The organism is Chryseobacillus diguaensis (genome assembly GCF_049220665.1).
Lineage (GTDB): Bacteria > Bacillota > Bacilli > Bacillales > Bacillaceae > Metabacillus_B.
Genome location: NZ_JBMKNV010000003.1, coordinates 45,710 through 63,483 on the forward strand (window position 1 = coordinate 45,710; position 17,774 = coordinate 63,483).

Annotated in this window: 16 protein-coding genes and 1 pseudogene; 14 read left to right on the forward strand and 3 right to left on the reverse strand. The window is 40.9% G+C overall.

The features are described from left to right. Window positions 1-163: 163 nt before the first annotated feature. From ACOT8F_RS05340 to ACOT8F_RS05350, 3 genes are all read left to right on the forward strand, one after another. Window positions 164-1,840, forward strand: coding sequence for a long-chain-fatty-acid--CoA ligase (locus tag ACOT8F_RS05340; RefSeq protein ID WP_421650540.1), 1,677 nt, complete (start codon window positions 164-166; stop codon window positions 1,838-1,840). After that, entirely contained in the window at window positions 1,837-2,838 is a 1,002-nt protein-coding gene (locus ACOT8F_RS05345) for a phosphotriesterase family protein (RefSeq protein ID WP_421650541.1), read from the forward strand. Before ACOT8F_RS05340 ends, ACOT8F_RS05345 begins: the two co-directional genes overlap by 4 nt. A 257-nt stretch (window positions 2,839-3,095) precedes the next feature. Next, window positions 3,096-4,289, forward strand: a complete 1,194-nt coding sequence (locus tag ACOT8F_RS05350) for an MFS transporter (RefSeq protein ID WP_421650542.1) — start codon at window positions 3,096-3,098, stop codon at window positions 4,287-4,289. A 62-nt stretch (window positions 4,290-4,351) separates the two neighbouring features. Here ACOT8F_RS05350 and cysK read toward each other — a convergent pair whose 3' ends face one another. Beyond that, window positions 4,352-5,278, reverse strand: coding sequence for a cysteine synthase A (cysK, locus tag ACOT8F_RS05355; RefSeq protein WP_421650543.1), 927 nt, complete (start codon window positions 5,276-5,278; stop codon window positions 4,352-4,354). A 157-nt stretch (window positions 5,279-5,435) separates the two neighbouring features. Between cysK and thpR the strand changes: the two genes are divergently transcribed. The 7 genes and pseudogenes from thpR (at window position 5,436) to ACOT8F_RS05390 (ending at window position 12,570) form a co-directional block, all read left to right on the forward strand. Next, a complete protein-coding gene (gene thpR, locus ACOT8F_RS05360; protein ID WP_421650544.1) occupies window positions 5,436-6,014 on the forward strand; it encodes an RNA 2',3'-cyclic phosphodiesterase in 579 nt (192 codons plus the stop codon). Next, complete coding sequence (locus ACOT8F_RS05365; protein ID WP_421650545.1) at window positions 6,011-6,403, forward strand: CidA/LrgA family protein; 393 nt, start codon at window positions 6,011-6,013, stop codon at window positions 6,401-6,403. Before thpR ends, ACOT8F_RS05365 begins: the two co-directional genes overlap by 4 nt. Continuing rightward, window positions 6,397-7,083: an LrgB family protein gene (locus ACOT8F_RS05370; RefSeq protein WP_421650546.1), complete on the forward strand. Its 687-nt coding sequence runs from the start codon at window positions 6,397-6,399 to the stop codon at window positions 7,081-7,083. Before ACOT8F_RS05365 ends, ACOT8F_RS05370 begins: the two co-directional genes overlap by 7 nt. 6 nt (window positions 7,084-7,089) lie before the next feature. Beyond that, window positions 7,090-8,115 (forward strand): NERD domain-containing protein, encoded by a 1,026-nt coding sequence (locus ACOT8F_RS05375; protein WP_421650547.1) that lies wholly within the window; start codon window positions 7,090-7,092, stop codon window positions 8,113-8,115. Window positions 8,116-8,169: 54 nt separating this feature from the next. Continuing rightward, window positions 8,170-9,098, forward strand: a pseudogene (locus tag ACOT8F_RS05380) (diacylglycerol/lipid kinase family protein). A gap of 73 nt (window positions 9,099-9,171) precedes the next feature. Then, a complete protein-coding gene (gene pulA / locus ACOT8F_RS05385) occupies window positions 9,172-11,307 on the forward strand; it encodes a type I pullulanase (RefSeq protein ID WP_421650548.1) in 2,136 nt (711 codons plus the stop codon). A 453-nt stretch (window positions 11,308-11,760) separates the two neighbouring features. Continuing rightward, window positions 11,761-12,570, forward strand: coding sequence for a phosphotransferase family protein (locus ACOT8F_RS05390; RefSeq protein ID WP_421650549.1), 810 nt, complete (start codon window positions 11,761-11,763; stop codon window positions 12,568-12,570). 62 nt (window positions 12,571-12,632) lie between these two features. Here ACOT8F_RS05390 and ACOT8F_RS05395 read toward each other — a convergent pair whose 3' ends face one another. After that, a complete protein-coding gene (locus ACOT8F_RS05395) occupies window positions 12,633-12,911 on the reverse strand; it encodes a YtzH-like family protein (protein ID WP_421650550.1) in 279 nt (92 codons plus the stop codon). Window positions 12,912-13,298: 387 nt separating this feature from the next. Between ACOT8F_RS05395 and trmB the strand changes: the two genes are divergently transcribed. Beyond that, window positions 13,299-13,943 (forward strand): tRNA (guanosine(46)-N7)-methyltransferase TrmB, encoded by a 645-nt coding sequence (gene trmB, locus ACOT8F_RS05400; protein WP_421650551.1) that lies wholly within the window; start codon window positions 13,299-13,301, stop codon window positions 13,941-13,943. Between the two features lie 99 nt (window positions 13,944-14,042). Continuing rightward, window positions 14,043-14,885 carry a YtnP family quorum-quenching lactonase gene (locus ACOT8F_RS05405; protein WP_421650552.1) on the forward strand — a complete coding sequence of 281 codons (843 nt, stop codon included), beginning with the start codon at window positions 14,043-14,045 and terminating at the stop codon, window positions 14,883-14,885. Window positions 14,886-14,938: 53 nt separating this feature from the next. On the opposite strand, the gene ACOT8F_RS05410 is transcribed toward ACOT8F_RS05405, so the two are convergent. Continuing rightward, window positions 14,939-15,253, reverse strand: coding sequence for a hypothetical protein (locus ACOT8F_RS05410; protein ID WP_421650553.1), 315 nt, complete (start codon window positions 15,251-15,253; stop codon window positions 14,939-14,941). A 292-nt stretch (window positions 15,254-15,545) separates the two neighbouring features. Here ACOT8F_RS05410 and ACOT8F_RS05415 point away from each other — a divergent pair, with 292 nt between their 5' ends. Beyond that, entirely contained in the window at window positions 15,546-16,619 is a 1,074-nt protein-coding gene (locus ACOT8F_RS05415) for a M42 family metallopeptidase (protein ID WP_421650554.1), read from the forward strand. Window positions 16,620-17,011: 392 nt separating this feature from the next. Continuing rightward, entirely contained in the window at window positions 17,012-17,545 is a 534-nt protein-coding gene (locus ACOT8F_RS05420; RefSeq protein ID WP_421650555.1) for a DUF84 family protein, read from the forward strand. The last annotated feature ends 229 nt before the right edge of the window (window positions 17,546-17,774 follow it).

Below are 17,774 nucleotides of genomic sequence, written 5' to 3' on the forward strand. Positions count from 1 at the left end.
GATGACCCGGAAGCCTGGTGCTTTGGTACGTGTCATCCCCTTTCTGTATTTTTGTCGTTTCAGCCTGAAGAAAAAAGAAATTTCCTCAGAAGGTTTTCATTCAGTTCATCTCGAATGGATTTAAGGAAGCGCTTACATTAATTTTGTGAAAAGAGGTGCAAGTATGATCGAGAAACATTTTGATTACTTTCCAGTCAGGGTTTCTACTACGTTAACCCTTCCTGAAACAACTCTTTACAACAATCTTGAGGTAACAGCAAACAGGTATCCAAACAAAAATGCTATACAGTATTATGGTTCCTTGTACACCTTTAAAGAATTATTGGATGAAGTAGATGAGCTTGCCGGCTTTCTCACTCAAAAGCTCCAGGTGAAAAAAGGAGACCGCGTGCTCCTATATATGCAGAATTCTCCTCAATTTATCATTGGTTATTATGCCATTCTAAGAGCTAATGCTATAGTAGTGCCGATCAATCCAATGAACACAGCAGAAGAGCTTTCCTTTTTTGTGAAGGACTGCGAGGCAACAAGAGCTATCATTGGACAGGAGCTATATGAAAATGTAAAGATGCTGATTGACGAAGGCCAAATTGAAGAGCTGGTTATTGCTGCATACTCAGATTATGCAGGAAAGCTTGCCGGCTCCTTTATTCCAGACGTTGTGAAAGAAGAACGGCAGATTTTTAATCAAAAAGGGCATTACTTATGGAGAGAAGCGATCGGTACAGGTCTTTGGCCGGGCGAAGAGCTTGCAGGGCCAGATGATCTTGCTGTTCTGCCTTATACGTCTGGTACAACCGGGCTCCCTCGGGGATGTATGCATTCAAACCGTACTGTTCAGGCAAACACATTTGGCGGCTATCATTGGCTGAATGCAACATCAAATGCTGTTGTTCTTACAACGCTCCCGCTCTTTCATGTTACAGGCATGATTCACAGTATGCATATTCCAATCATGTCAGGAGCAGAAATGGTGATCCTGACAAGGTGGGACCGGGAATATGCACGGCAGATGATCAAAGGGAAAAAAGTCAACCATTGGGTCAATATCAGTACGATGCTAATTGATTTTCTGGCCAATCCCCTACTTGAAAAAAATGATGTACGCTCGCTTATGTGCATCGCAGGCGGGGGAGCTGCTTTGCCTGCTGCCGTTGGAGAAAAGCTGACGAATTTAACAGGGCTAAAGTTTGTTGAAGGATACGGGTTATCCGAAACCATTGCCCAAACCCATTTTAATCCGCCGGACCGCCCAAAGCTGCAATGTCTTGGTATTCCTTCATTTGATGTGGATGCAAGAATTATTGATCCTGTCACACTTAATGAGCTCGAGGATGGGGTGGAAGGAGAGATTATCGTAAATGGCCCGCAGGTATTCCTAGGCTATTACAACCGCCAGGAGGAAAACCAGATGGCATTTATAGAGCTTGATGGAAAAAGGTTCTTTAGAACAGGCGATATCGGAAAAAGAGACGAAGAAGGGTACTACTTTATGGTGGACAGAGTCAAGCGGATGATTAACGCGTCGGGTTTTAAAGTGTGGCCGACCGAAGTTGAGAGCCTTTTATATAAGCATCCTGCTGTTGAGCAGGCCTGTGTTGTGGGAATTCCAGATCCAAAAAGAGGAGAAACGGTAAAAGCGTTTATTGTGCTTTCACAAAACGCTCTATCCACAACAGAAGAAGAAATCATCGAATGGACAAAAGGAGAAATGGCCGCTTATAAATATCCGAGAGTTATTGAATTCAGAGAATCACTTCCTATGACCTCAAGCGGTAAACTGCTCTGGCGCAAGCTTCAGGAAGAGGAGCAGCAAAAGGTGAGCGAGGTGGTAAAATGACAGGTCAAATTCAAACGGTGACAGGTCCAATTGAAAGAGAAGATTTTGGAAAAACACTGATTCATGAGCACTTTGTATTTGGCTATCCAGGATTTAATGGGGACGGCACTCTTGGAGCCTTCAACCGAAAGGAAGCGCTGGATGCATGCCTCACAGTTGCCCTCCAAATGATGAGCTGCGGTGTTCAGACAGTTGTTGATCCAACGCCGAATGAATGCGGAAGAAATCCGGAGCTGCTTAAAGAAATTTCAGAGCTGACTGGAATTCAAATCATTTGTGCTACGGGGTTTTATTACGAAGGAGAAGGGGCTACACCTTATTTTAAGTTCAGGCAGCAGCTTGGCACGGCAGAAAAAGATATTTATCACATGTTTTTGACAGAGCTGACTGAAGGCATTGAAGGAACAGGAATTATACCGGGTGTTATCAAAACAGCCTCAAGCAAGGGTGAAATCACGGAATATGAAAAGATGTTTTTTCGGGCAGCAGCAAAAGCCCAAAAAGAAACGGGAGCCGTCATTATGACGCATACCCAGGAAGGGACAATGGGGCCAGAGCAAGCGGATCTGCTGCTTGAAAACGGTGCTGATCCAAAAAAAGTGGTGATTGGCCATATTTGCGGAAATACCAATCCCGAATATCATAAAGAAGTGCTGAATAAAGGGTTTTATATTGCCTTTGACCAGTTTGGACTGCAGGGAATGTTTGGAGCCCCGACTGATGAAGATCGGATTGAAACTCTCGTCTCCTTAATTAAAGATGGATATGCGAGCCAAATCATGCTTTCTCATGATACCGTTAATTTTTGGATGGGCAGACCGCTTGAGCTGCCTGCACCGCTCGAAGCCATAATGAAAAACTGGCACCCCTCTCATTTATTTGAAAATGTCCTTCCCGCTTTGAGAGACAGAGGAGTAAACGAGGGAGACATTGAAACGATGCTTGTCAGAAATCCAGTAAGGCTGTTTTTCCAGGAACAGCCCAGTGAAGTGAAATAATAGGAAAACATGCTTGCAGAAAACAGAGCAGCTCCTTAGTGAGCTTGCTCTGTTTTCTATTTGCTCTATTTGAAATATTTAATAAAATATATTGATAGTTTAAGCAGGATTCCATACTCATTGAATTCTTTAGTCTGATATGGGAACTTTGGAGCTATTGCCAATCCTGCAAACTCCCATTATAGTTAAGGAATAATTCCAGGGTTTGTCATATTAATGCTAGGCTCTTTTCTCATTTTTGTGTGGAAACAGCCTGAATGAAGGAAGGTATGAAGGCATTGCCAGCTTCAGGTGAATACATCAAGCCGAACTTTTTTCTCTATTATTTTTTCATCTTTTTCGCAATCGGTTCTTTGTCGCCGCTGCTACCCATTTATCTTAGAGGGGAAGGCCTCACTGGAAGCCAGATGGGTCTGCTCCTTTCGATGAGTCCTGTCATTATGATCATTATTCAGCCTGTTTGGGGAATGCTCAGCGACCAGACAAAAAGGCCAATTGGTCTTTTGACCATTGCTCTCTGCTGTACCTCGCTGTTTGGAATCGTGTATTCTCTTGTTCATCCATATCCCTTACTGCTATTAGCAGCAGTCTTTTTGGCTGTTTTCCAAAGTGCATTAATTCCGCTCTCAGACAGCGTAGCGGTTAGCTACGCCCAAAAAAGCGGTACGCCATATGGTTCTATCAGACTTTGGGGTGCGATCGGATTTGCCATTTCTGTCGTTCTTCTCGGGAAGCTTTCTGAAATTTTCGGCTTAAGCATTATTTTCTATGCCTTTGCCATTGTACTTATTGCAGCGGCTTTTCTTGTAAGACGGCTCCCGAATGATCATATAGAGATTAAAACGGGGATCAGAAAAGGTTTAAAAGAGCTTTCAGGTGTTCCAGCCTATTTTGTTTTCTTATTGATTTCGTTTCTTGTTCTCGGACCGATTCTTGCTAATAACTTTTACTTCGGGATTTATATTAATCATCTCGAAGGGGGACTTAGCGGGATTGGAATCGCTTTTTTTCTTGCTGCAGGAAGTGAAGCTCCTTTTATGAGCTTTGCGGGAAAATGGATCAGCCGTTTCGGAATTAAGCGAATTCTTTTCGCTGCCGCATTGATCTCCACAATCAGGTGGTTTATGTATTTCTTTGAACCTCCTCTTGCCGTGATTTATGCGACAACAATTGTTCAAGGATTTTCTACAGGGCTATTTATTCCTGCGGCCCTTCAATATGTCAGAGACATTGCGCCAGTGTCAGTAGGCACTACAGCAATAAGCCTCTATTCTGCAGTAGGGAATGGCCTTGGGAATTGGTTTTGCACTTTTTTAAGCGGCATGATCTATGAGAAATTCTCTATTCTTGCCGTCTATTTATTATTTGGCATTATGTCCGCAGCTGCATTAGTCATTTTGCTCGGCTTAAAAACCGCTCCAGCTGTGACAATGGTGAAAAAAGCGGGTTAGCGTAATAGGAATTAAAAAGCAGCAGCTTCAATCAAAAAGGCTGCTGCTTTCATTTTGTCTTATTAACGAAACAAATCGCTTGAAAGATAACGTTCCCCTGTATCACAGGCAATGGCTACAACAGTATCAGAAGGTGAAAGGCGTTTGGCTACTTGAATGGCAGCATAGCAGGCCGCTCCTGAGGATGGACCTACAAGTATGCCTTCTTCACTTGCCAGCCTTCTAGCTGTATCATAGGCTTCTTCGTCTTTTATTTGAAAAATTTCATCGTATACCTTTTGATTTAGAATAGAGGGAATAAAACCAGGGCTTGTCCCTACTAGCTTATGCTTTCCTGGTTTACCTCCTGAAAGAACGGGAGATCCTGCTGGTTCTACGACATGTACAGTTAAATCTTTGTAATGCTGTTTGAGTGTCTCCCCAGTTCCGGTTATGGTGCCCCCCGTTCCAGAAGTGGCTACAAAGGCATTCAATTTTTTCCCGATGGAATCCATTGCTTCAATAATCTCAATAGCAGTTGTCCTTCGGTGTGCTTCTGGGTTTGCATTATTTTCAAACTGCATAGGCATATAGCTGTTTGGTATTTCTTTTACGAGCTTATGGGCTTTTTGAATAGCGCCGGGCATTTTTTTATCTCCAGGTGTTAAAACCACCTTAGCCCCATATGCTTTCAACAGATTTATTCTCTCCTGGGTCATCGTATCCGGCATGACCAAAATGGCTTTATAGCCTCTGGCTGCAGCATTCATAGCAAGGCCGATTCCCGTATTTCCGCTCGTCGGCTCAATAATTGTTGCCCCGGGTTTTAAAAGTCCCGCGTTTTCTGCTTCCACAATCATCTGGAATGCAGCTCTGTCTTTTACACTTTTGCTAGGATTAAAAAATTCCAGCTTTAAGTAGATATCCGCTCCATTTTCAGGATTCAGCCTGTTAAGCTTTAAAAGAGGCGTATTGCCAATTAATTGAGAAATATTTTCTACAACATCCAAAATGATCAACCTTCCTTGAAATGTGATATTTCCATCCTACTATCTTAACAAACACTGCCTTTGAACACATAATATAAGGCAGATTTTTCTTTTTGCCAGGAAATTCTGCTAAAATAAACACAACAACTCTTAAACCAAACCAACAAGGAGATAGGCCATGTTACATTCACATTATTTTCTTGCGATCCGGCTTCCGGAAGAAATCTATAAAAAGGTTTCTTTCCTATTGGAATCTTTTCAGCATTCTCTTTCTTTTAAGAAGTGGGTTCATCCTGCTGATTATCATATAACACTTGCTTTTTTAGGTCATCCTCCTGGAGAACGCCATCTGGAGGAGCTTGATAAAAGAATCGGAACTGTAATTCTAAAGCATGAAATTTTTGACCTGAATGCGGATCATATTGGAATATTTGGCAATCAAAGCTTTCCGAGAATTTTCTGGCTGGGCCTAAAGGATTCGCTCCCTCTTCAAAAACTGCAGGAGCAAGTATTCGAGGCCTGCATTCTTTCGGGATTTGAGCTTGATAAAAAAACGTTCCGGCCACATATTACGGTCGCCAGGAAGTGGAATGACGAAGAGGAATATAAAGAAATAACCGAACTTTCTGCCGATATAAAAAAAGAAGCGCTGAAATTTACTGTGGAAAACGTGCAGCTTCTGAAAACCAGCATGAAACAGACTCCAAAATATGAAACGTGTGCAGTTTATCAGCTGCAAAGGAGTAAAGACAAATGAAATGGCTTCAAACGGCCGCTCAGGTTATTCTTTTATTCGGTTTTTATTACATAGGAGTATTTATTCAAGAGCTCTTTAAACTGAGGTTTCCAGGAAGCATCATTGGCATGCTTCTGCTTTTGTTCTTTTTGAAGACAGGTGCGGTAAAGCCTGTTTGGGTGAAAGAAGGCAGTTCCTTTTTATTGAAACATCTTACTTTGCTATTTATACCTGCAACAGTTGGGGTCATTCAATATCTTAACCTGTTCACCGGTTATGGGCTTGTCAGTATAGTGGTCGTTATTGTCAGCTCGATGCTGGTTTTTAGTTCTTCTATTCTCCTATTTGGGCTGCTGGCAAAGATGCCGGGTAAAGAAAAAGCAGCAGGGAAGGAGAATGGTAGATGCTGACTGGTTTCATTATGTTTGCAGGCACGATCGTTGTATATGTTTTCATGAAGAAGCTTTATCAAAAGCTGAGATGGGCATTTTTAGTACCTGTTGCAACGAGCACTTTCTTAATAGTTTGCTGTCTTTTAGCCGCCAATGAGGGGTATCATGCCTATATGACAGGCGGCAAATGGATTGATCTGTTTCTTGGGCCTGCAGTAGTGGCACTTGCCTACCCGCTTTATGAACAATGGGAGACATTAAAAAAACAATTTACTGCGATCATTGCTGCCGTCTTTACAGGTGCAATGATAGGCATTTTAAGCGGTCTTTATCTCTCTATCTGGTTTAAAATCAATCCGGAATTGATCCGTTCACTCATATCTAAATCTGTTACGAGCCCTGTATCCATGGATATTGCAAGACTGATTCACGGCATTCCTTCACTAGCTGCCGTATATGTTATGGCAGCAGGCATTTCAGGCAGCATATTCGGCCCTTTTCTGCTGAAAACGTGGAAAGTGAGAGACCAGGCTGCAATCGGGGTAGGACTTGGATCTGCTGCTCATGGGATAGGAACAGCAAAATCTCTTGAATATGGGGAAGAGGCAGGAGCAGTCAGCTCTGTTGCCATGACGCTGAGCGCAGTATTTGCTTCGGTATTATGTCCAGTAATTGTGTCTTCCATATTAGGGGGTTGAAAATGAATGGCACAGCTTATTAAACTTTATGATTATATTTCCCGCTATGAAATGGATCCCTACCGGTATCCAGGCCAGTTTATCCGAATGAAAAAACAGCAATGGCGGATTCTTCATGAAGCATGGAAGACCAGCCAATTTGACGTCTTTATGAAAAAATTCGAGGGAAGCGGCACCCCGGAAGAAGGCAGCAAGCCGTCTCTATTTACCAAAATAAAAGGAAAGCTTGTAAAATCTAACGAGGATACCATTTCAATAGAAATCCCTCCGCTTATTGCAGAAGCAGTTAGAGAAGAAGAGTTTGACATGCAGTTTACGACTGAACCCCGGGCTGAAGAGGATTTAAAGCATTTATTTCTTGATAAAATTTTTCAATTTCAGCTAAAGTGGGCGAGCTCAACACTAAGAGATAAATCTCAAATAGACAGGGCTTTATACAGGAACAAAGAATTGAAATTCTTTCTGCAGCGGTTTCCGGATCAGTATTTATTCATGTATAAACCTGTCTTCAAGGTTAAGCAGGCAGTTACGGAACTTGATTTGCTGTTTATTCTTCCTTCAGAAATCCTTTGCATGACCTTGCTGAAAGGAGAAAAGGATTCGGTTTTTATCGGTTCGAATGACCACTTTTGGCAGGAGAAAACAGGCCGTCATGTCAAAAAAGTGCTGAATCCGCAGATCAGTTTGAACAGAGCCGGAACCATTATTTCAAACATGATGCAGTCAAATGGGATTGGACTTCCGGTAAAGAAACTACTGATCTCTCAAAATAGTTATATTGACCATCCTTCTCAAGCTTTTGATTTACAAATTATAGATAAACGCACCTTTGAAAAATGGTTTCAGCAGCTAAGAAGTGCCTCATCACCTGTCAAACATATCCAGCTGAAAGCGGTAAAAGTGCTTTTTGATTATACGGTTTCGGATTCGTATCCAAGATCTGAATGGAACAAGGATTCCGCTGAGCAGTTTGATTTGAAAAACGGTCAAAGCCTGTACACAAAAAAGAACAGTGATAAAAGTGAAGATTGATGATAAAACCAGCCTGAAATTTCATAGACTAATAGCAGATGGAGAAAGCAATGAATGAATGAATTCATTTTCATCATAAATCCCTCCTCTGGAAACGGGAAAGCAAAGCGCGTTTGGAGGAAGCTGAATCACTATTTAGAGGAAAAGGAGATCCCTTTTCGTTCTTATATGACGGAGTACAGCGGACATGCAGAGGTTATAGCCAGGCAAGTGGCGTCGCTCGGAAAAAACGGTTCCGCGGTCATTATTGGAATAGGCGGGATGGCACCATTCATGAAATAATGAATGGCCTGCGGGAGTTCCCAGACATCAGAATTGGATTTATCGCAGCCGGAACTGGCAACGATTTCAGAAGAGGCTTTCAGCTCGCAGCAGATCCTTTGAAAAATTTAAAAAAGATTCTTGCCGAAGCGTCTCACCATCCCGCAAGTTACGATATAGGAGTATTTCAGGCAAATATACAGCAGAGCCGCCTTTTTATTAACAGTCCCGGTGCAGGATTTGATGCATATGCTGCTATACTTGCGAACCAGATAAAAGTCAAAAAATGGCTGAATTCGATAGGGCTTGGCTCAGCCATTTATGCCGCTGCATTGATGATAGCAGTCTGTAAATACAAGCCTGGAAGCATGCATCTGAAAGTGGATGATGAAACGATGTCATTTAACACTGTCTGGTTTGCGACGGTTTCCAATCACCCTTATTACGGGGGAGGTATGAAAATTTCACCAAAGGCAGATCCAAAAAGCGGTGATCTTTCCATTGTTGTTGTCCATGGTCTGTCCCGAATAAAATTATTGGCACTTTTTATAACGGTTTTCTTCGGCAAGCATACTCTATTGAAGGAAGTGAAAGTGTTTACAGGGCAAAAGGTTACATTAATAATGGATCCTTCCGTGCCCGTTCACGCAGATGGAGAAGCTTCAGGAGTTACCCCTCTTGAAATCGGCATGTCTCCCCAAAGGGCAAAAATTTATACATAAACAGATTATAAATGCCTATTTGAGGATAAAATATTCTGCTATAAGCGAATTTATTCCAGGGGGAGGAAAACTAATGCTAACGGTTGAAAGATCTTTTGATGCTTACCTTGATGACTTTCATACGATTACGATCCTGCTTCCTAAAGAAAACATCCATGCGTTTACAAGGATATTCCATCTTGTGAATCAAGAAGGAAAAAGACCTTTAAAAATAAGAGAAATGTTTGAGATTGAAAATTACCATAAATGCATTTGCGATATCGATGGCGATATCAAGCTTGGCGAGATTTATCTGGTTGAAGATGCTTCAGGAGCTGCAGCAGATCTTCAGATTGGTGCTGTCATCCGATCTGCTGAATTTGAAAAGCTATATGAATATACAGGAAGCCTTGGAACGATATTTAAAAGAGAAACCATTGAGTGCAAACTATGGGCTCCGACTGCGACAGAAGTCATTTTAAAACTTGCTTCAAAAGAAAAGAATCTTTCTTTTCCTATGGAGAGGGCAGACCGGGGAGTATGGACAATTGAAATTGAAAAGGAATACGAAGATTTTTATTACACATACCTTGTTTTTGTAAACCGGTCATGGCGTGAAACCGTTGATCCTTATGGAAAAGCCGTCACACTTAATGGAGGTATGGGTGTTCTTCTTGATCCCTCTAAACTGCAGATTGAGAAAACAATTGTGCCGGAAATGAACCAGCCTACTGATGCCGTTATTTATGAACTTCATATTAGGGACTTTTCCATTCACCCAAAGAGCGGCATTGTTCATAAAGGGAAGTACAAAGCATTTACAGAACAAGGGACAAAGACAGAAGAGGGATTTTCAAGCGGCATTACTTATTTAAAGGAGCTTGGCATTACTCACTTGGAACTCCTTCCTTTTAATGATTTTGGAGGCGTAGACGAACGCAATCCTGATAAGCAATACAACTGGGGATACAATCCTGTCCATTTTAATGCGCCTGAAGGAAGCTATTCTCTAAAAGCAGATGATCCAAAAAGCAGGATCCTCGAGTTAAAAGAGGCCATACAGGCTGTACATCAATGCGGACTGAAGGTGATAATGGATGTTGTTTACAATCATGTCTACCTTCATGAAGATTCCCCTTTTGAAAAAATTGTACCAGGTTATTATTTCAGAATGGATGAGTACGGTTATCCATCTAATGGTACAGGGGTAGGAAATGATATTGCTTCAGAAAGAAGAATGGTTAAGAAATTTATTATCGATTCGATAAAGTATTGGCTTCAGGAATATGATGTTGATGGACTTCGCTTTGATTTGATGGGCATTTTGGATGTTGAAACGATGCAGGAGGCCCTAGTCGAGGCGAGAAAAATTAAAAGAGATATCCTGTTCATTGGCGAAGGATGGGATTTATCGACACCGCTTCCAAATGACAGAAAAGCCACCATCTCCAATGCATCAAAAATGAAAGGGATCTCCTTTTTCAATGATCATTTCAGAGATTCTATTAAAGGGAGCAGCTTTCTCCAGTACGATACTGGCTACGCCCTTGACAATCCGCATAAAAAGCATGATGCTTGTTCCGCACTGAAAGGGATTGTCCAGTACAGCGCAGAGTCTCCGGTATTCGTAAAGGATCCGGAGCAATCTGTTAACTATGTGGAATGCCATGACAATTATACTTTTTGGGATAAAATGAATATTAGTATTGCTCATCAATCAAAAGAGCGAAAACGAAAATTTCAGCTTCTTGCTACATCCATGGTGATACTTTCCGAGGGAATCCCTTTTATCCATGCAGGCCAGGAATTTTTCAGAAATAAAAAAGGTGTTGAAAACAGCTATAATTCGAATGATGGCATCAACCAGCTTGACTGGGAGCTTAGAGAAATCTATTCAAAAGAAGTGGAATATGTCAGAAGCCTGATTTCCCTCAGAAAATCACATGGCGCATTCCGCTTGCGTACCGGCGAGGAGGTTCAAAGGCATGTCATTTCGCTTGAAACCTCCAGCAGTACAATTGCTTTTCATTTAAAAGATATAGGTTCATTGGGAGAATGGGAGCAAATTGCAGTGATTCATAAAACAAATGAACAAAATGAAACTCTTCTCCTGCCAATTGAAGGGGTTTGGAATGTGAAATTAGTCCCTTTCGAAGCAGAATCTCCTTCATTAAATGGTAATCAAATCATACTAAATCTTATTGGAACCTATGTTTTGTATCTAAAGTAGGATGTCGGTTTTTCTTGACGAAAATTGTAATATGACGATAAAATTTAAAAGGATGGCTATTATGAACTCATTGTCATTTAGTAGCTGTCTTTTTATTTTGTACCTGAGAATAAGAAAAGCAAAAAAGCTTTTTACAAGAATTCACTGATTGTTTTTACCATTCCTTTTTTGTATGCTATTATAATTTTTCAACGTTTAAGTAAACTGCTAAAAAACTCATTTTGCTTAAATCTGTCATCACAGTATAAAAATATGCAGCAGGTAAGACTTTATAGGATAAAAAAGACAGGCTATAAGAAAGACCTTTTCTTACACCTTGTTATTTTGATACTCAAAATGCTATCTATGGTAAAAGACTTATAAAAGAATCCTGAAGGTTTGAACTGAAATCTTAGCCTGACAGCCTTTTTTAACGTCTTATTTTGACAAAAAATTTTTCGACGAAATGATGGGTTGACATTGAATGTAACTTGGTTGGAACATCTACTTGGTAAAGAGTGGGAAATTTTCCCCGCTGGCGGTGCTACTGGAGAGGCGTACTATGCGGAGCAAGAAGACCAGAAGCTTTTTCTAAAACGGAATAGTTCACCTTTTCTTGCTGTGCTTTCAGCTGAAGGAATCGTTCCAAAACTCATCTGGACAAAACGGATGGAAAACGGGGACGTCATTACCGCTCAGCACTGGATGAACGGGCGAGAATTAAAGCCGAAAGACATGGATAAGGAAAACGTTGCCCAATTAATGAGCAAAATCCATCATTCCCGGGAATTGCTTGATATGCTGAAAAGGCTTGGGAAGCAGCCTCTGACTCCAGATTCCATTTTGGAGGATATTGTAAGAACCATTGAGTTTGAGCAGTATCTCCTTCCGGAGTTCGAGCAAGCGATTGTCATTCTGAAAGAGCAGCTCCCAAATGTTCAATACGAAGAGAAAGTAGTTTGCCATTGTGATGTAAATCATAATAACTGGATATTGTCTGATGTCAATCAGCTCTATCTGGTTGATTGGGATGGGCCAATGATTGCAGATCCGGCAATTGACATTGGCATGCTTTTATATTCGTATATTGAAGAAAAGAAGTGGGAAGAGTGGCTCTCAAGCTATGGTCTTGGAATGACAGAGGGCTTGCAGAAGAGAATGTACTGGTATGTTCTTGCTCAAACCATCGTTTCCATTCTTTTTAATGGATCCAGAAACAATATAAAAGAAACAAACGAAGGATTGGAAAGCCTCAAAGCTCTTTTGAACAGGGCTTTATCTTAAAATCCGGCTTCTGCAAATAGTAAAAAGAGGCCCTTTAAAAAGAAAGAGCCCCATTGCAATTTTTACGAAAAGCTATCAATTTCACTCAGCCATTGTGATAAATTATCTTTTTGTGAAAGGATATGATCGTTCACAACCGGTGCATTTATTCCAGTGTGGCTGTAGCTGTAGATGTTTTGCAGAACAGACTTCAGGTTCTGATCAATATTCGTGTTCACCATTAATGATTTGACCAGCCTTTCCAGCTGCTCGCATTCTGCGACAGTTCCGCAGCAGTCTGCCTGATGTTCTTCCAGTATGTCTTTAAGCAAACTAACCTGATGATTATGATTTAAAGGCATGTGTTTCTCATCCTTTCATTGCACTTATACCATTAAGATGTTCAGAACAGCCTTTTTTATGTAGGCTCTTTTCTTAAAGATGTTTTCGCAAAGATTGGTGCTTTTTGTACAAGCACTTATCACGCATTAAGTCCAGCTTCGGGGCATCTCTTCATAAAATTCTTGCCTTACCGATGGTTTGTTGTACCAAATATAGTATCATTAGCAACAAAGTTTAAGAAAAGAGCCTTTCTTAAACTTAGTCTCAAATAACTGCATTTTTTATGGAATGTTCGATAAACAAAATGTGCTGATTTAAGTGAAAATGCCGGCCGAGAGTTTTATCGGCCGGCATTTTTAGGAGCAGGATTTTATTAAATATTTTATTCATTTTACAGAGGTGTTAATATGCGTGTAAGAAATAAACCATGGGCAAATGACTATATTACCGATCATCCGCATATCGTGATCCAGGAGCCAAAATCCTTCAAAGGGAAATGGAAAGAGGTCTTCGGCAATGATCATCCCATTCATATAGAGGTCGGTACTGGCAAAGGCCAGTTTATCGCTGGCATGGCGAAACAAAATCCGGAAGTAAACTATATCGGCATTGAATTATTTGAGAGTGTCCTTGTAAATGCTCTTCAAAAAGCCGCGGATGATCACATCCCGAATTTAAAGCTTCTTAATGTGGATGCGGCTGATTTAACAGAAATTTTTGATCAGAAAGAAATCAGCAGGGTGTATCTGAACTTCTCCGATCCCTGGCCTAAAAAGCGCCATGAGAAGCGGCGCCTGACCTATAAAACCTTTTTGGCCAAATATGAGGAGATTCTTGTAAAAGGCGGGGAAATTCATTTTAAAACAGATAATCAGGGGCTATTTGAATATTCTCTTAAAAGCCTTGCAGAATACGGCCTAAAGCTGATCTATGTAAGTCTTGATCTTCATAATAGCGACTTTGAAGACAATATTATGACTGAATATGAAGAGAAATTTTCCGGAATGGGCCAAAAAATTTATCGTTTAGAAGCTAAATGTATGAATAAATAAATTTCAGAAAAAGCCCCTTAAGTGCAAGCCGCATAGGGGGTTTTCTCTTTTCAAATGCTGCGGCAGCTTGTATGATGGAGTTGAAGGGAGATTGAAAAAATGGAAACGCTAACAATAGGGGATATAAAGTGTACTTGGCTTGATGGAGGGGTTACTCATTTAGATGGAGGAGCCATGTTTGGAGTTGTGCCAAGGCCGCTTTGGACAAAAAAATATCCTGTTAATGACAATAATCAGATTGAACTCCGCACAGACCCTATCCTCATTCAGAAAGATGGCTTCAACCTGCTGGTAGAATCAGGGATCGGCAACGGGCGCTTAACCGAAAAACAGAGACGAAACTATGGCGTTACAGAGGAATCTAAGCTCGTGGAGTCGCTTAATGAGCTTGGTCTTGTACCCTCTGATATCCATTATGTTCTGATGACTCACTTGCACTTTGACCACGTGACAGGGCTGACAATTGAAAAGGAAGGGAAATTAGAGTCTGTTTTTCCTAAAGCTAAAATCATTACCAGCCAGATCGAATGGGATGAGATGAGAGAACCGAATATCCGTTCCAAAAATACATATTGGAAAGAAAATTGGGAGGCCATTAAAGAACAGGTTATCCCATTTGAAAACGAAACTGAAGTGATAAACGGCATTTCTATGTATCATACAGGAGGCCATAGCGACGGACACAGTATCATCGTTTTAAAGGATAAAGGAGAAACAGCAGTTCATATGGCTGACCTTATGCCGACTCATGCTCACCAGAATGTCCTTTGGCTTCTCGCATTCGACGACTATCCAATGACTTCCATTGAACAAAAACAGAAATGGCAGTCTTTTGCTGCTGAACAAGATGCATGGTTTATTTTTTACCATGATGCCATCTGCAGAGCTCTCAAATGGAACGAAGCGGGTGAAATAACAGAAAAAGTAGATAGACAGAAATAAGCTTTTCATGGAAGAAAAAACGGCATTCCATTTGGGAAGCCGTTTTTTCTCATTTACGCAATTTGATTAATTTCGAGCAATATGCCTGTTTCAGCTTCCACGATAGCTTCGTATTGTTCAAGCTTGTCCTCGACAGTGCGGGTAACCCCTGTCCGGTAGATTTTATGAGTTAAGTCGTTAACTGTATAATCTTCCGGGACTGTATAGATCCAAGAACCGTCAATTGGTCCTTTCTTTTTAAATTCCTTTTTAACGATCTGCAAGGCTTTTTCAGAAGAAAGGTAAGATGATGATTTAAGCTGATTTCTCAGCAGGTACGCTGCTGCAATTCCAATTCCAGCACCAATTATAAAATTCCGCCATTTCATTTTCCTGTATCCTCCTTACTATCTGTTGCTCTTATTTTAAGGCTCTTTTCATAAATTGTTGTTTTTTTAACGAGGTTTTTTATCAATCCATACCACTATCGAGTATCCTTTGTAAAAAATAGCTTTTATAATCGCATAGGCTTGTAACCTGCTTTTTCTCATGCTTTCCTTCAAAGTATACTAAAGGGCTCTCATAATGTTAAGTATGAAGAGCAGCTTCAGTGGAAAGCTATTCAACAATTCTGTAAAATGAAGATGGATTACAATATACATAAAAAATGGGGTATGAAGGATGAATTCAGAAACATTGGAAATGTTCAAGACTCTAACGGAACTTCCTGGCGTTCCCGGCAACGAACATGATGTACGAAAATTCATGCGAAGCGAGCTGGAAAAATATTCATATGAAATAAAGCAGGATCGCCTAGGCGGCATTTTTGGAGTTAAAAAGGGAGAAGAAAAAGGTCCAACTATTATGGTAGCGGGCCATATGGATGAGGTAGGCTTTATGGTAACAAGCATTACCTCTAATGGAATGCTCCGCTTTCAGCCTCTAGGCGGCTGGTGGAGTCAGGTGCTCTTGGCTCAGCGGGTTACGATTTATACAAATAACGGCCCTATCACAGGAGTGATCGGTTCCATTCCTCCTCATTTGTTAAGCGAAGAGCAGCGCAAAAAACCAATGGAAATAAAAAATATGCTTATTGATATCGGAGCAGACAGCAAAGAGGATGCAATCAAAATTGGAATCCGTCCGGGACAGCCAATTGTCCCAATTTGCCCATTTACTCCTATGGCAAATCCAAAGAAAATTCTTGCTAAAGCATGGGATAACCGATATGGATGCGGGCTTGCGATTGAATTGCTTAAAGAACTGAAAGACACTGATTTGCCAAACGTGCTGTATTCAGGCGCGACAGTTCAGGAAGAGGTAGGGCTGCGCGGTGCACAAGCTGCAGCAGCCATGATTAAACCGGATCTGTTTTTTGCGCTTGATGCCAGTCCTGCAAATGACATGACAGGTGATAAAAAAGAATTTGGCCATCTTGGCAATGGAGCGTTACTACGCATCATCGACCGTTCTATGATCACACATCGTGGAATGAGAGAATTTGTTCTGGATTTGGCTGAAACCGAAAATATCCCTTATCAGTATTTTGTTTCTCAAGGAGGTACAGATGCAGGGAGAGTCCACGTTTCAAACGAAGGTGTTCCGTCTGCAGTAATCGGCATTTGCTCACGCTATATTCATACTCATGCATCAATCGTGCATGTAGATGATTATGCTGCCGCTAAGGAACTCTTGGTCAAGCTCGTTAAGGCATGTGACCAGACAACGGTAGACACTATTAAATCAAACGCCTGATTTTCAGGCTAAGCCCCTCATAAGGTATGGTCACTTATGAGGAAACTTTTTTATTTAGGCTCTTTTCTTTAACTTTATTGCTTCTCACTCTAAATTTCTTTTACAAGACCCTTGATATGGGAGGAACTTTAAGAAAGGCTCTTTTCTTAAACTTTGTTGTTTTTTCATCCATTTAAGTGAATATAGAGAGAGAATACAGTTGCAAATTTTAAGAAAAGATGCCACCAAGCGAATCACTATGCGTATTCTAAGACTATCCGAATAGCAACAATCCTTGCGAAAATAGCCCTAGGAAAGGATTTCCCGAAATAAGTTAAATTGCGTGATAAAGGCAGTTTGGAATAGCAGCAATCATTGCGAAAACAGCCTTTATTTTTTTGGAGGTTTACATAATGAAAATAGCCATTGGAACAATGAATCCAGTGAAAATAAATGCGATTAAAAACACTTTTCAAGCTTTTGATGGGGTAACCTTTAAGCCGATTGCTGTTTCTTCAGGAGTTTCCAAACAGCCATTATCTGATGAAGAAACATTGGAGGGAGCTGTCAATCGTGCCAATAATGCTTTGGTTAGAGGTGAAGCAGATGCCGGTATAGGACTTGAAGGCGGAATTGCTGAAACAAAAGAAGGATATTTTCTTTGCAACTGGGGGGCTTTATCAGATGGAAGCGGAAAGCCCATTGTTGCAGGAGGTGCGAGAATTCTTCTTCCTGAAGAAATAGGAAGGGAAGTTAAAGACGGAAGAGAGCTCGGAGATGTGATGGATGAATATACTTCCTTGAACAACGTGAGACAAAACGAAGGGGCAATTGGAATTTTTACTGCAGGCCTTGTGAATCGGACTGATATGTTTATTCATGTTGCTTCATTGATTGCAGGTCAATTGCTGTTTAGGCATCCTGAATGGAAGAGGCACCTACAATAAAAGACACTCTAAACCCATACTTATATCAATGAACTTGGCGAAAACACTTTTTTACAAGGCTCTTTTCTTAAACTTTGTTGCTCATGACCCTATATTTAGTCCTCGAAACCATTGGGATGGCAAAACTTTAAGAAAAGATGCCCCGATGCTAGTCTAAATGCGTGATAAAAGCATGTACGAAAAACAACAATCTCTGCGAAAACAGCCTTTTACAAACAGCAGGGATGGC